14 protein-coding genes and 1 pseudogene are annotated in these 11,882 nt (G+C 69.4%); 5 read left to right on the top strand and 10 right to left on the bottom strand.

What is annotated here, in order from left to right; all coding sequences use genetic code 11:
* Positions 1–27: 27 nt before the first annotated feature.
* Positions 28–405, top strand: coding sequence for a hypothetical protein (locus B1991_RS06800; protein ID WP_246031081.1), 378 nt, complete (start codon positions 28–30; stop codon positions 403–405).
* Positions 406–408: 3 nt separating this feature from the next.
* Here B1991_RS06800 and B1991_RS06795 read toward each other — a convergent pair whose 3' ends face one another.
* Genes B1991_RS06795 through B1991_RS06785 form a run of 3 tightly spaced genes read right to left on the bottom strand, consistent with a single transcriptional unit; the run spans position 409 to position 2,277 of the window.
* Positions 409–1,182, bottom strand: coding sequence for a CPBP family intramembrane glutamic endopeptidase (locus B1991_RS06795; protein ID WP_136257968.1), 774 nt, complete (start codon positions 1,180–1,182; stop codon positions 409–411).
* A gap of 24 nt (positions 1,183–1,206) precedes the next feature.
* The gene (locus B1991_RS06790; RefSeq protein ID WP_136257967.1) at positions 1,207–1,398 is read right to left on the bottom strand and encodes a type II toxin-antitoxin system antitoxin; all 192 of its coding nucleotides are present in this window, start codon (positions 1,396–1,398) and stop codon (positions 1,207–1,209) included.
* 3 nt (positions 1,399–1,401) lie between these two features.
* Entirely contained in the window at positions 1,402–2,277 is an 876-nt protein-coding gene (locus B1991_RS06785) for an SPFH domain-containing protein (protein WP_136257966.1), read from the bottom strand.
* Between the two features lie 139 nt (positions 2,278–2,416).
* On the opposite strand from B1991_RS06785, the gene purT reads away from it, so the two are divergent.
* Both purT and B1991_RS06775 read left to right on the top strand, forming a co-directional pair.
* Positions 2,417–3,598, top strand: coding sequence for a formate-dependent phosphoribosylglycinamide formyltransferase (gene purT, locus B1991_RS06780; RefSeq protein WP_136257965.1), 1,182 nt, complete (start codon positions 2,417–2,419; stop codon positions 3,596–3,598).
* Positions 3,599–3,664: 66 nt separating this feature from the next.
* Complete coding sequence (locus B1991_RS06775; RefSeq protein WP_136257964.1) at positions 3,665–5,179, top strand: FMN-binding glutamate synthase family protein; 1,515 nt, start codon at positions 3,665–3,667, stop codon at positions 5,177–5,179.
* A gap of 106 nt (positions 5,180–5,285) precedes the next feature.
* Here the strand turns inward: B1991_RS06775 and B1991_RS06770 are convergent, their stop codons facing one another.
* The 7 genes from B1991_RS06770 to B1991_RS06745 form a co-directional block, all read right to left on the bottom strand.
* Complete coding sequence (locus B1991_RS06770) at positions 5,286–5,993, bottom strand: arginyltransferase (RefSeq protein WP_136257963.1); 708 nt, start codon at positions 5,991–5,993, stop codon at positions 5,286–5,288.
* 50 nt (positions 5,994–6,043) lie between these two features.
* Positions 6,044–6,436, bottom strand: coding sequence for a hypothetical protein (locus tag B1991_RS06765; protein WP_136257962.1), 393 nt, complete (start codon positions 6,434–6,436; stop codon positions 6,044–6,046).
* A gap of 36 nt (positions 6,437–6,472) precedes the next feature.
* Positions 6,473–7,354 carry an acyl-CoA thioesterase gene (locus B1991_RS06760; RefSeq protein WP_136257961.1) on the bottom strand — a complete coding sequence of 294 codons (882 nt, stop codon included), beginning with the start codon at positions 7,352–7,354 and terminating at the stop codon, positions 6,473–6,475.
* A gap of 52 nt (positions 7,355–7,406) precedes the next feature.
* The gene (locus B1991_RS06755) at positions 7,407–8,441 is read right to left on the bottom strand and encodes a saccharopine dehydrogenase NADP-binding domain-containing protein (RefSeq protein WP_136257960.1); all 1,035 of its coding nucleotides are present in this window, start codon (positions 8,439–8,441) and stop codon (positions 7,407–7,409) included.
* A gap of 121 nt (positions 8,442–8,562) precedes the next feature.
* Positions 8,563–8,700, bottom strand: coding sequence for a hypothetical protein (locus tag B1991_RS18610; protein ID WP_168709594.1), 138 nt, complete (start codon positions 8,698–8,700; stop codon positions 8,563–8,565).
* Between the two features lie 84 nt (positions 8,701–8,784).
* Positions 8,785–9,621, bottom strand: coding sequence for a helix-turn-helix transcriptional regulator (locus tag B1991_RS06750; protein WP_136257959.1), 837 nt, complete (start codon positions 9,619–9,621; stop codon positions 8,785–8,787).
* A gap of 30 nt (positions 9,622–9,651) precedes the next feature.
* Positions 9,652–10,206: an N-acetylmuramoyl-L-alanine amidase gene (locus tag B1991_RS06745; RefSeq protein ID WP_136257958.1), complete on the bottom strand. Its 555-nt coding sequence runs from the start codon at positions 10,204–10,206 to the stop codon at positions 9,652–9,654.
* A gap of 88 nt (positions 10,207–10,294) precedes the next feature.
* Between B1991_RS06745 and B1991_RS06740 the strand changes: the two genes are divergently transcribed.
* Both B1991_RS06740 and B1991_RS06735 read left to right on the top strand, forming a co-directional pair.
* A complete protein-coding gene (locus tag B1991_RS06740) occupies positions 10,295–10,822 on the top strand; it encodes an alpha/beta family hydrolase (RefSeq protein ID WP_136257957.1) in 528 nt (175 codons plus the stop codon).
* A pseudogene (locus tag B1991_RS06735) lies at positions 10,819–11,668 on the top strand (THUMP domain-containing protein); the annotation flags it as partial. The gene B1991_RS06740 and the pseudogene B1991_RS06735, both read left to right, overlap by 4 nt.
* Positions 11,669–11,882 lie beyond the last annotated feature (214 nt).

Raw genomic sequence — 11,882 nt, 5'->3', positions numbered from 1 at the left:
GCCCTTCGCCATTCATCCGGAACGGCCGTGTGGCCCGGGCGCTTGCTGCAGCGTCTGCGCCGGCCCGGCATCGTGCTGCTGGTCGTGCTGTCGGCGATCCTGCTGTGGTCGTGGCTGCCGGCGTCCGATGAAACGACGGAACTTCCCGCGGCAAACCAGCTGGTGCACTGGCAGGGCGCCGGACACGACTGGCTGCTGGTGGTCGATCCGCAGACGCGCGAGCTGGTCGTCTACGACGCCAGCGACGGCCGGCCGCTGCAACGTCTCGGCGCCGAAGACGGCGTGCCGCCTGTGCAATCGATCGTGCTGCAGGGGCCGTGGCTGTTCGTGATGGGCGGGCAACATCCGAAGGTGCGCCTGCTGAAGCTGCCGCAGTTGCAGCCGGTCACCGCCAACACGCGTTGATCGTCAGGTGCCGATCAGCGGAAGGGCTACGTGCAGCACCACGTCGGCGCAGAAGTGCGCGAGCATCGCGTGCTCCAGTCCGTATTTCCAGAACAGACTGCCGTTGACGATGCCGATCACGGCGTTGAGCAGCACGATGCGCGCCACCAGCAGCGGGGTGCCGAGCATGCCGGCGGCGTGTGCGGCGGGCAGGTGGCCGGCGCCGAACAGCAGCGCGGCTAGCACGATCGCCAGCATGAACATCCACGGCGGCGCCACGCGTCTGTTGCCGCGTGCCAGCAGCCAGACCAGGGCGCCGATCGGGAACAGGCGGCACAGCACTTCCTCCACCACGCCGCCGTAGAGCAGCGCCAGCGCACCGCGCCACGCCGCAATGGTGGTCTCGGTGTGGGCGGGCTGCGGGCCGAGCAGCGACAGGCCGCTCACGCCCAGCGCCGCAAGTACGCCAAGCAGCGCGGCCAGTGACCAGCGCGAACGCCGCGCCGGATCGTGCGGCTGCCGGTATACCCAGGCGCGCAGCCACGGCGCGTCGAGCCCGTACGGCGCGCCCAGGCGCAGACCCGCCCAGCCGAGCAACCAGCACAGCACGCCGGTCGCTCCCACCTGCGTCAGCACGAGGGCCGGCTGCGGCCAGTGCAGCGCGGCGAGCTGTGTCGGCACCAGCGCCAGCAGATATGGCATCAGTGCCAGCGTGGCCAGTGCGCCGGCGATGCCGAACAACGCGGCGAGTTTCAGGTGCGGGCCGCTGGCCGACGGGTTGGTCGGATGGGTGGACATGGGGCGCTCCGGTGACGGGTGGGGTCAGTCCGTGTCGTCGTCCGGCGTCGGCCGGGTCGGGCCGGCCTTGAGCCGGCCGGCCTTGCGCAATGCCTCGCGCAGCACGTACTCGATCTGGGCGTTGACGCTGCGCAGCTCGTCGTCCGACCAGCGTTGCATGGCGTCGAGCACGGCCGCGCTGATGCGCAGGGGGTAGGCTTTTTTCTCGCCGGCCACGGGTCAGTACAAGGTGCCGGTGTTCAGCACGGGCTGGGTGCCGCGTTCGCCGCAGAGCACCACCAGCAGGTTGCTGACCATCGTCGCCTTGCGCTCCTCGTCCAGTTCCACGACGCCCTGTGCACGCAATTGCTCCAGCGCCATGCCGACCATGCTGACCGCACCTTCCACGATGCGGGTGCGTGCCGCGATGATCGCGCCGGCCTGCTGCCGCTGCAGCATCGCCTGGGCGATTTCCTGGGCGTAGGCGAGGTGGCTGATGCGCGCCTCGATCACCTGCACGCCGGCCTTCTCCAGTCGCGCCTGGATCTCGTCGCGCAGATGGTTGTTGATCACCTCGCCGTGGCTGCGCAGCGAGGGCTTGCCGTCGTCGTGGGCGTCGTAGGGGTAGCTCTGTGCCATCTGCCGCAGCGCGGATTCGCTCTGGATGTGCACGAAGTCCTCGTAGTCGTCGACGCAGAACACCGCCTCGGCGGTATCCAGCACCTGCCACACCACCACCGCGCCGATCTCGATCGGGTTGCCGTCGTTGTCGTTGACCTTGAGCTTGCCGCTCTCGAAGTTGCGCACGCGCAGCGAGATGCGCTGGCGCGAATAGAACGGGTTGGTCCAGCGCAGGCCCTCGACGCGCACGGTGCCGGCGTACTTGCCGAACAGCTGCAGTACCTGGCCCTCGTTCGGCGCGACCTGGAAGAAGCCCTTGAGCAGGAAGCCGTCGATCGCCAGCAGCAGTACGCCGCCGAACAATCGCACCAGGGGCGGCGCGTCCGGCTGGCCGTGGATGGCGCCAACCACCAGCCACACGCCGATGGCGGCCAGCGCCAGACAGAAGCCGACGAAGGGAATGCCGGCGACGGAAAAACCTTGATGTTCGTTCATGAGCAGTCTCCCAGAGGTGTGATGATTAGATATCAAAGTGATATCTAGTGCAAGTGGGCTTTCGGCATGTCGCGCGCGCCGTCGCCGGACGCCCCGCGCGGCCGCATACAATGCCGGTTTGCCCGCACCGGAGAACCCGATGAAGCCATTCGGCACGCCTCATACCGACCATGCCCTGCGCGTGATGCTGCTGGGCGCCGGCGAGCTCGGCAAGGAAGTGGCGATCGAGCTGCAGCGCTACGCGGTGGAGGTGATTGCGGTGGATCGCTACGCCGACGCGCCGGCGATGCAGGTGGCCCATCGCAGCCACGTGATCGACATGCTCGACGGCGCCGCGTTGCGTGCGGTGATCGAGGCCGAGCGGCCCGACCTGGTGGTGCCGGAAATCGAGGCGATCCACACGCCGACCCTGCTGGAGCTGGAGAAAGAGGGCCAGCGGGTGATCCCCACCGCCCGTGCGGCATGGCTGACCATGGACCGCGAAGGCATCCGCAAGCTGGCGGCCGAGGAGCTGCAGCTGCCGACCTCGCCGTACCGCTTCTGCGACGACGAAGCGCAATACCGCGAAGCGGTGGCCGCGATCGGCTACCCGTTCGTGATCAAGCCGGTGATGAGTTCATCGGGCAAGGGCCAGAGCGTGGTGCACGGTGCCGACGAGCTGCAGCACGCGTGGGAGTACGCGCAGTCCGGCGGGCGCGCGGGCAAAGGGCGGGTGATCGTCGAGGGTTTCGTCGATTTCGATTACGAGATCACCATGCTCACCGTGCGCCACGTCGATGGCGTCAGCTTCTGCGCACCGATCGGCCATCGGCAGGAGGACGGCGATTACCGCGAATCGTGGCAGCCGCAGCCGATGAGCGAAGCCGCGCTGGCCGAAGCACAGCGGCAGGCTGCGGCGGTTACCGCGGCGCTGGGCGGCTGGGGCGTGTTCGGCGTGGAGTTTTTCGTCAAGGGCGATCGGGTGATCTTCTCCGAGGTCAGCCCGCGACCGCACGACACCGGCCTGGTCACCCTGATCTCGCAGGAGTTCTCCGAGTTCGCGCTGCATGCGCGGGCGATCCTGGGCCTGCCGATCCCGGTGATCCACCAGTACGGTCCGTCGGCGTCCTGCGCGGTGCTGCTGGAAGGCCACGGCGCGGGTCCGCGCTATCACGGCGTGGCCGCGGCGCTGGGCGAGCCGGACACGCAGCTGCGCCTGTTCGGCAAGCCCACGGTGAGCGGCCGTCGGCGCATGGCGGTGACGCTGGCGCGGGCCGACACGCTGGAGGCGGCAGTGGCCAAGGCGGTGCGCGCGAAGGAGGCGCTGCGCATCGAGTTGTGAGGGCAGCCGCGGACCGTCGTTGGGTTACCCTTGCGGCATCGAATCGGATGGCGGCGGGGAGGCGGCATGCAATCGACGGGTTTTTCGCATTGGCTGGTGGTGCTGGTCGAGACGTTCGCGCTGCTGGCGCTGATGTTGCTGGCGGTGGCGGTGCTGGTGACGCTGGCCACCTGGGTGATCGACCGCAACCAGACCGCCAACGCGGTATTGCGCAACTTCCCGGTGATCGGCCACTTCCGCTACTGGTTCCTGCACCTGGGCGAGTTCTTCCGCCAGTACCTGTATTCGAGCGATCGCGAGGAGCTGCCGTTCAACCGCGCGCAGCGCGTCTGGGTCTACCGCGCCGCGAAGAATGCCGAGAACACCAATGCGTTCGGTTCCACCCGCGACCTGCGCGGCGAGGGTGTGCCGTTCTTCGTCAACGCGCCGTTTCCGGCGCTGGGCGACCACCATGTGGATGCCAAGCCCGTGCGCATCGGGCCGTACGCGCGCGAGCCGTATGACCATGCAGCATTCTTCAACATCTCGGCGATGAGTTTCGGTGCGCTGTCGGCGCCGGCGGTACGCGCGCTGTCGATCGGCGCGGCCAAGGCCGGCATCTGGCTGGACACCGGGGAGGGCGGGCTGGCGCCGTATCACCTGGAGGGCGGCTGCGACATCGTGTTCGAGATCGGCACCGCCAAGTACGGCGTGCGCACCAGCGACGGCAAGCTCGACGACGACAAGCTGCTGGCGATCTGCGCGCACCAGCAGGTCAAGATGGTCAGCATCAAGCTCGGCCAGGGCGCCAAGCCTGGCATGGGCGGGCTGCTGCCGGGCGCCAAGGTCACCGAGGAGATCGCGGCGATCCGCGGCATCCCGGTCGGCGAGGATTCGCAAAGCCCGAACCGCCACCTGGACATCGCCAACGTGCCGCAGCTGATGGACGCGATTGCGCACATCCGCGAGCTCACCGGCAAGCCGACCGGCTTCAAGGCGGTGTTCGGCGGCATGGACTGGATCGAGCAGCTGTGCGACGAGGTCGAGTTGCGCGGCATCGAGAGCGCGCCCGACTTCATCATCGTCGACGGCTCCGAAGGCGGCACCGGCGCGGCGCCGCAGACGCTGATGGAAGGCGTCGGCCTGCCGCTGCACGAGGCGCTGCCGGAATTGCTGAACGTGCTGATCCGGCGCGGCCTGCGCCAGCGCATCAAGGTGATCTGCTCGGGCAAGTGCATCACCGCCTACGACGTGGCGCGCGCGATGTCGACCGGCGCGGATTTCGTCAACTCGGCACGGGGCTTCATGCTGGCGCTGGGCTGCATCCAGTCGCTGCAATGCAACCGCAACACCTGTCCCACCGGCATCACCACGCAGAACCCGAAGCTGCAGCGCGGCCTGGTGGTCACCGACAAGAGCGAGAAGGTCGCCCATTACGCGAGGAACGTGATGCACGAAGTGGGCATCATCGCGCACAGCTGCGGCGTCGAGGACCCGCGCCAGCTCGACCGCAGCCATTGCCGCGTGGTCGGTGACGACGGCATCTCGATGCCGCTGGAAAAGCTCTATCCGTATCCGAAGGCCGGCAACCCGCCGTTGTAGGCACCCGCTGCGACTGTCCGCGCTGCAACCGGCACCGACGCCGTAGGGCGGGCACTGCCCGCCGGCTTTTCAACGTGTCCGCCAGGAGCGGCGGGCAGTGCCCGCCCTACGCCAGTTCGCGCCAGCCATCGGCGCCGCGCACCTGCAGCGGCTTGAAGCGGCGTTTGTAATCCATCTTCGGGTGGCCGTCGATCCAGAAGCCCAGGTACAGCCAGGGCATGCCGCGGCGGCGGGCCAGTTCGATCTGCTGCAGGATCGCGCAGGTGCCCAGGCTGCGCGCGGTCTCGGCAGGGTCGTAGAACGTGTAGACGGCGGAGATCCCGTTGACGCACACGTCGGTCACCGCCACCGCCAGCAGGTGCGTGCCCAGGCGCAGCTCGAGGAACAGCGTGGGGCTCCATGGCGCGGTGAGGAAGCGGCGGAAGTCACTGGCGTCGGCATCGTCCATGCCGCCCCCGGGATGACGCGTGCGCAGGTAGCGTTCGTACAGCGCGTGGCGCTCGCGGTTGTAGCCGGGCATGCACTCGACGATCGTCAGGTCGGCGTTGCGCTTCAGGCAGCGCTTCTGCGCGCGATCCGGCTGGAAGTGCTCCACGTCGATGCGGCACGGTGTGCAGGCGCGGCACTGCGGGCAGTGCGGATAGTAGAGGTGGCCGCCGGCGCGGCGGAAGCCGCGCTCCAGCGCGGGGCCGTACAGCTGATCCAGTTGCGGCGCGGCCGGGTCCAGCACCAGGTTCTGCGCGGTGCGCTCGGCGTAGTAGCCGCAGGCGTGCGGCAGGGTCTGGAACAGGCGGACGGGATCGGAGCGGCGCATGGGCCGATTCTATGCCGGTGTCGTGGCGCCGTTCCAGCGAACGCCCCGGGTCAGAACACGCGCAGGTAATGCAGCATCTGCACCGTGAACACCACCAGCACCGCCAGCAGCAGCACGCGGCGCACGCGTGTGGCGACGCGGGCGCGGCGTTCCAGCGGCGAGGCGTTGCGTGCGGCGGCCAGTTCCTCGCCGTGGCGGACCACCGGCTCGATGCCAAGTCCCATCAGCAACTCGCGCGCCTTGCTGTAATCGTCGGCGTGGGTGATCCACACCTGCGGCCAGCGGCTGCGGTCCTGCCGGCGCGGGGAGTAGCTGTGCCGCTGCCAGCTCTGGCGGTTGTAGTTGGAGCGGTTGGACACCGTCGCCCGGATGCCGTGCTCGGCCATCAGCGCGACCACCGAATCGATGTTTTCCTGGCGGGGGGAGGTATAGATCTGGCGCATGCAGCCAGTTTACGCGAACAGCCTTGAACCGGGTGTTCAGTCGCCGCCGGCCACACCGTTGCGCACGCGGATCAGCCCTTCCTGCGCGCTGGAGGCGACCAGGACGCCGTCACGGTTGAAGATCTGCCCGCGCGCCAGGCCGCGCCCGCCCTGGGCGGTGGGGCTGTCGAACGAATACAGCAACCATTCGTCGACGCGGAAAGGGCGATGGAACCACAGCGCGTGGTCGAGGCTGGCCATCTGCACGTTCTGCGTCATGTAGGAGATGCCATGCGGCAAGGTGGCGGTGCCGATCAGGTGGAAATCCGACGCGTAGGCCAGCAGCGCGCGATGCAGGATCGGCGAATCGTCGATCGGCGCGGTGAGCCGGAACCAGATGTGCTGGATCGGCGGGCGCTTGACCGGGTGCAGCTCGTCGCGCGGCCACACCTGGCGGAACTCGAACGGGCCGTCGATGCCGAGCCAGCGCTGCAGCTTCACCGGCAGTCGCGCCAGTTCGTCGGCCGGCAGCGGATGCATCGGCTCGATGTCTTCCGGCGCGGGCACTTCGGGCATCGAGGTCTGGTGCTCCACGCCGTGCTCGGCGAGCTGGAACGAGATCGAGCCGTTGAGGATCGGCTGGCCGTGCTGGATCGCCACCACCCGCCGCGAGGAAAACGAGCCGCCGTCGCGGGTGCGTTCCACGTTGTAGACGATCGGCGCGCGGATGTCGCCGGCGCGCAGGAAATAGGCGTGCAGCGAATGCGCCTCGCGCGAGGGCTCCACCGTCTGCTGCGCCGCCGACAAGGCCTGTCCCAGCACCTGGCCGCCGAACACGAAACGCGTGCCGATGTCGCGGCTCTGGCCGCGGAACAGGTTGTCTTCCAGCTGTTCGAGGTGCAGCAGTTCGACGAGTTCGGCGACGTGGTCTTCGCTCATGGGGGATCCTTGCAGGGGGCGCCAGTATAGCGGCGGCGCCCGCGATCCCCGCTCAGCACGCGGACGCCGATGCCTCGCCGCGGTCGAAGGTGACGGCGATCTGCTGGGGATCGAGCGCGGCCAGGAACTCGCCGGCATCGAAAGCCTGGCCCGGGGCAAGCGCGCCGGCGCCGCTGACGCGGCCGTCCAGGATGCGCTGCAACGCCTCCACCAGCAGCGGCGCAGTCACCGCGTAGATGTCGCGGCCGCTGGCCGTGGCGCGCAGGTGGCGCTGGGCCTGGCGTACGCGCACGTCGACCACGAAGCGTTGCGCGGATCGTCCGCTGTCGTCGGCGGCCACCGGTGCCGGCGTGGACGGATCGCGCAGGTCGCGCAGCGGGGCCTGGTTCATCCACGAATGCAGGTTCCGGCAGGCAAGGTGGTGCGGCAGCACGACGGTTTCGGACAAGGGCAGCAGCACCGTTTCCAGCCGTCCGAACGGGGCCGGGAAATCCGTCTCGCGCAGCGGCGCGGGATCGGGCACGGTGCGGTTGAGGCCATGCTCGATGTAGGTGCGTGGGTAATGATTGCGCTCGCCGGTGAGGCGGGTGCCGCGGGTGGGATGCCAGCCGTCGAGCGCCACGGCGATGTCCACTGCATCGGCCTCGGTGGCGTCGGCGAGCGCGGCGCTGGCGAGCAGGTCGGCGAGGCCACCATAGAACGCCATCGCCGGCAGCGCCGTCACGCCGGCTGCTTTCGCCGCCGCGTCGCGTGCGAACGTGTCGAGCACGGCGCGCTGTTCCGCCGCCACGTCCAGATAATGGATGCGTGCGCGCAACGCGGCGTCCAGCACCGGCACGGCGGTGTCGAGAAAGGGGCCGGCGCAATGCAGCACGGCGGCGGTGCCGGCGAAGGCGGCGTCCAATGCCGCGGGATCGTCGACGGATGCCGCGTGCACTTCCACGCCGGTGGCCGCGGCCAGTTGCTGCAGTCTGGCCGCGTCGCGGCCGCAGGCGACCGGCACGAAGCCGCGCCGGCGAAGCTCGTCCAGCACGAAGCGGCCGGTATGGCCGTAGGCGCCGTACACGGCGATGCGATGGGTAGTCATGGGGTCGTTCTCCCGGATTTGCGGGCCTTGTCGGCCATCGCGAGGGGGCGTTCCCCCGGACAGGATGACGGCGCCGGGTCGTGCCCGGCGCCGTCATCGGAGGCGAAGAAGGTTCCGCCGCTCACGCCTGCGCTGCCGCCTCACGCAGCTTCTGGGCGCAGTCCTCGCAACACACTTCGACGGTGCGGCCGCCGATGGTCACTTCGATCGCGTTGTCGTCCAGCGGGTAGTCGCAGGCGGCGCAGGTTTTCTCGTTCATGGGGGTTCTCCGTGGGCTGCCCGGGATCGGGCAAGCACAGGAGACCACGCCGCGGATTGCGCGGCTGTCAGGATCTTTAGCGACTCACGATGCGCAGGTCAGGGCGGCCTGGCGGAACGCGCTGGGGGTGCGGCCGTAGGCTTGGCGGAAGGCGGCGCTGAAGTGGCTGTGGCTGGAGAAGCCCAGGTCCAGCGCCAGCGCGGCGACATCCTCGCAATCGGCGATCCGGTCCAGCGCATGCGCCAGCCGCAGGCGCAGGTGATAGCGGTACAGCGGCATGCCTTCGACCTGCTGGAAAGCCTGGGTGAGATAGACCGGCGAGCCGCCGATCTCCGCCGCGATCTCCGCCAGCGTCCAGCGTCGGGTGAGGTCGCTGGCCAGCAGCAGCTTGGCCCGGTCCACCAGCCGCTGGCGTGCGCGGGTGGCGCCGGGCGCGTGGGTGGTGCGCGGGCCGAGGCTGCGGCAGACCAGGGTCAGCGCCAGGCTCTCGGCCTCCAGCGGCTCGATGCTGCCGTGGCCCAGGCTGTGCCGCAGCAAGGCCACCAGCACCTGGGCGCGTTCGTCGATGCGCAGCGACTGGGCGTGGAATACCGGTTCGTCGCGACGCTGCAGCAGTTCCGCCGGCGCCAGCTCGCGCAGCAGCGGCTGCGAGATCGACAGCGACAGGCAGGCATCGCCGCCGCTCGCCGGATGGCTGACCTGGTAGTCCTGGGCCGCATTGAACAGCAGCACGTGGTTGGCATCGGCCACCGACTGCGTGCTGCCGACGTGGCGCAGGAACAGGCCGCGATACGGAAACACCAGGTGCGTCGCGGTCGCGCATTCCTCCGCGCTGCGATGACGGCACTCGCCGCGGCAGTGCACGTCGTGCGCCGCGACGAGCGGCGTTTGCAGCAGCGGCTGGACGGTGAACTCCGACATGGCGCGGGCCGGGGGAGACAGGTCTGCAGTCTAGCGCAGCCGTTGCAGGCCGCAGGCCGGCACGATGGCATCCCACGGAAAGCGCACGCCGGGGTCGAGCTTGCGGCGGACCTGCCGCGCGGGATCGTCGCTGGCCGGGATCATGTCGGTGTCCAGGTCTTCATGACCGGCGATCTGGTGCAGCTTGGGAAACTCGTCGCGCAGCTGCGCCAGCAGGGCGAGCAGGGCATCGACCTGCGCGACGGGATAGGGCTCGGTCATGACCTGGCGACGCGTGTCGAACCAGTCGGGGTAGCGGCCCGTGTTCACCAGCTCGATGCCGATGGAATTCGGATTGTGCCCGCGCACGTGATGGGCGATGCGGGTGCCTGGCACATAACGCAGGACCGTGCCGTCGCGGTCGATGTAGTAGTGGCCGCTGTTGCCGGTGCCGCTGGCGTGCAGCACGCGTTCGCCGTATTCGCGCGCCATGGCCAGGTCGGGCAGTTCGGTGCAGTGGATCACCACCAGCTCGACCGCCTCGGCCGGGCGCTCGGGCAGCAGGTCGACGTAGGGCAGCGGCAGGTGGCGGATGGTCAGGGGCATCGACCAAGTCTCGCACGCGGCGGGCGGGGCGGAAACGGCGCCTGTTACCATGCACGCCTTGCTTTCGGCGCCTTTCGTGGAGACCGCCATGCGCGGCCAGATCATTCTTTCGCACGGCTCGGACTCCGCGCCGGAGGCGACCAAGGTCAGCGCGCTGGCCGCGCAGGCCGAGGCGCTGGGCTGGCAAACGCAGCGGCCGGATTACCGCAGCGACGACGCGCGTGGCCATGCCGGCTCGGTGGCGCCGCGGATCGCGCGTCTGCGCGCCACCATCGAATCGCTGGAGGCGCCGCCGCTGCTGGTCGGCTCCAGCATGGGCGCCTTCGTCTCCGGGTTGGTCTCGCTGGACGTGCCGGTCGCCGGGCTGTTGCTGCTCGCCACGCCCAGCGAAATCCCGGGGTACGCGCGGGCGTTCGACCTGCGTCCCGGGGTGCCGACGATGCTGATCCACGGCTGGCGCGACGAGGTGTGCCCGCTGGCCGGCGTGCAGGCGTTCGCCGCGAAGCGCCGGCTGCCGCTGCTTGTGCTGGACGACGACCACCGGCTGGGTTCCAGCATGGACATGATCGCGACGCAATTCCGCAGCATGCTCGATCAACTGGCCGTCGCTGCATGAACCACTACTTCGCCACCTGCCCGAAAGGCATGGAATACCTGCTGCGTGACGAACTGGTCGCGCTCGGCGCGCTCGACGTGCGCGAGGCGCTGGCCGGCGCGCACTTTTCCGGCACCCTGGAAACCGCCTACCGCGCCTGCCTGTGGTCGCGCCTGGCCAGCCGCATCCTGCTGCCGCTGGCCGAGTTCGACGCGGCCGACGACGATGCGCTGTATCGCGGCGTGCAGGATATCGACTGGAGCCGTCACCTGGCCGCGCATGCCACCTTCGCGGTAGACGCCGGCACCGCGCTGAGCAAGCTCAACCACAGCCAGTTCATCGGCCTGCGCACCAAGGATGCGGTGGTCGACCAGTTCCGTCAGCGCGACGGCTCGCGCCCGGACATCGACACCGACGAGCCGGACATCCGCATCAATCTGCGCCTGCGTCGCGACCGCGCCACCGTGTCGCTTGATCTCGCAGGTTCACCGCTGCATCGCCGCGGCTGGCGCGAGGAACAGGGCGAGGCGCCACTGAAGGAAAACCTTGCCGCCGCCATGCTGCTGCGCGCGCGCTGGCCCGAGGTCTACGCAGCTGGCGGCGCGCTGCTCGATCCGATGTGCGGTTCCGGCACCTTGCTGATCGAAGGCGCGCTGATGGCCGCCGACGTGGCGCCCGGCCTGCGCCGCGAATACTTCGGCTTCCTCGGCTGGCAGCAGCACGACATCGCGCTGTGGCGCGGCCTGCTGGACGAGGCAAAGCAGCGCGCCGAGACCGGCCTGCGCGCGCTGCGTCCGTGCTTCTTCGGCAGCGACGCCGACCCGCGCATGGTGCAGACGGCCAAACGCAACGCGCAGGCGGCGGGCGCCATCCCCTGCTTGTCCAGGGTGACGAATCCCGCCCCGCCCGCCGACTGCGCGATGCGGTTGGCCGTCTTCGCCATGCGCGGGTCGGCGTCGCTGCCGACGATGCACGGACGTAGCGCGCCCACGCCGGGCTCGGCGCGCTGCTTTGCCTCGTCCAGCAGGCCGCGCCACATCGCGCTGTCTTGATGTCGCACGCGGAGCAAGCGGAAGATTTA

Source organism: Rhodanobacter lindaniclasticus, from assembly GCF_004799035.1.
Classification (GTDB): domain Bacteria; phylum Pseudomonadota; class Gammaproteobacteria; order Xanthomonadales; family Rhodanobacteraceae; genus Rhodanobacter; species Rhodanobacter lindaniclasticus.
Note: the sequence above shows the minus strand (reverse complement) of the source record. Positions and strands in the feature narration are given on the sequence as shown.

Coding starts and splice junctions, on each gene's coding strand:
- B1991_RS06795 (WP_136257968.1), bottom strand. CDS start 1,182: ATGTCCACCCATCCGACCAACCCGTCGGCCAGCGGCCCGCACCTGAAA.
- B1991_RS06785 (WP_136257966.1), bottom strand. CDS start 2,277: ATGAACGAACATCAAGGTTTTTCCGTCGCCGGCATTCCCTTCGTCGGC.
- purT (WP_136257965.1), top strand. CDS start 2,417: ATGAAGCCATTCGGCACGCCTCATACCGACCATGCCCTGCGCGTGATG.
- B1991_RS06775 (WP_136257964.1), top strand. CDS start 3,665: ATGCAATCGACGGGTTTTTCGCATTGGCTGGTGGTGCTGGTCGAGACG.
- B1991_RS06770 (WP_136257963.1), bottom strand. CDS start 5,993: ATGCGCCGCTCCGATCCCGTCCGCCTGTTCCAGACCCTGCCGCACGCC.
- B1991_RS06765 (WP_136257962.1), bottom strand. CDS start 6,436: ATGCGCCAGATCTATACCTCCCCCCGCCAGGAAAACATCGATTCGGTG.
- B1991_RS06760 (WP_136257961.1), bottom strand. CDS start 7,354: ATGAGCGAAGACCACGTCGCCGAACTCGTCGAACTGCTGCACCTCGAA.
- B1991_RS06755 (WP_136257960.1), bottom strand. CDS start 8,441: ATGACTACCCATCGCATCGCCGTGTACGGCGCCTACGGCCATACCGGC.
- B1991_RS18610 (WP_168709594.1), bottom strand. CDS start 8,700: ATGAACGAGAAAACCTGCGCCGCCTGCGACTACCCGCTGGACGACAAC.
- B1991_RS06750 (WP_136257959.1), bottom strand. CDS start 9,621: ATGTCGGAGTTCACCGTCCAGCCGCTGCTGCAAACGCCGCTCGTCGCG.
- B1991_RS06745 (WP_136257958.1), bottom strand. CDS start 10,206: ATGCCCCTGACCATCCGCCACCTGCCGCTGCCCTACGTCGACCTGCTG.
- B1991_RS06740 (WP_136257957.1), top strand. CDS start 10,295: ATGCGCGGCCAGATCATTCTTTCGCACGGCTCGGACTCCGCGCCGGAG.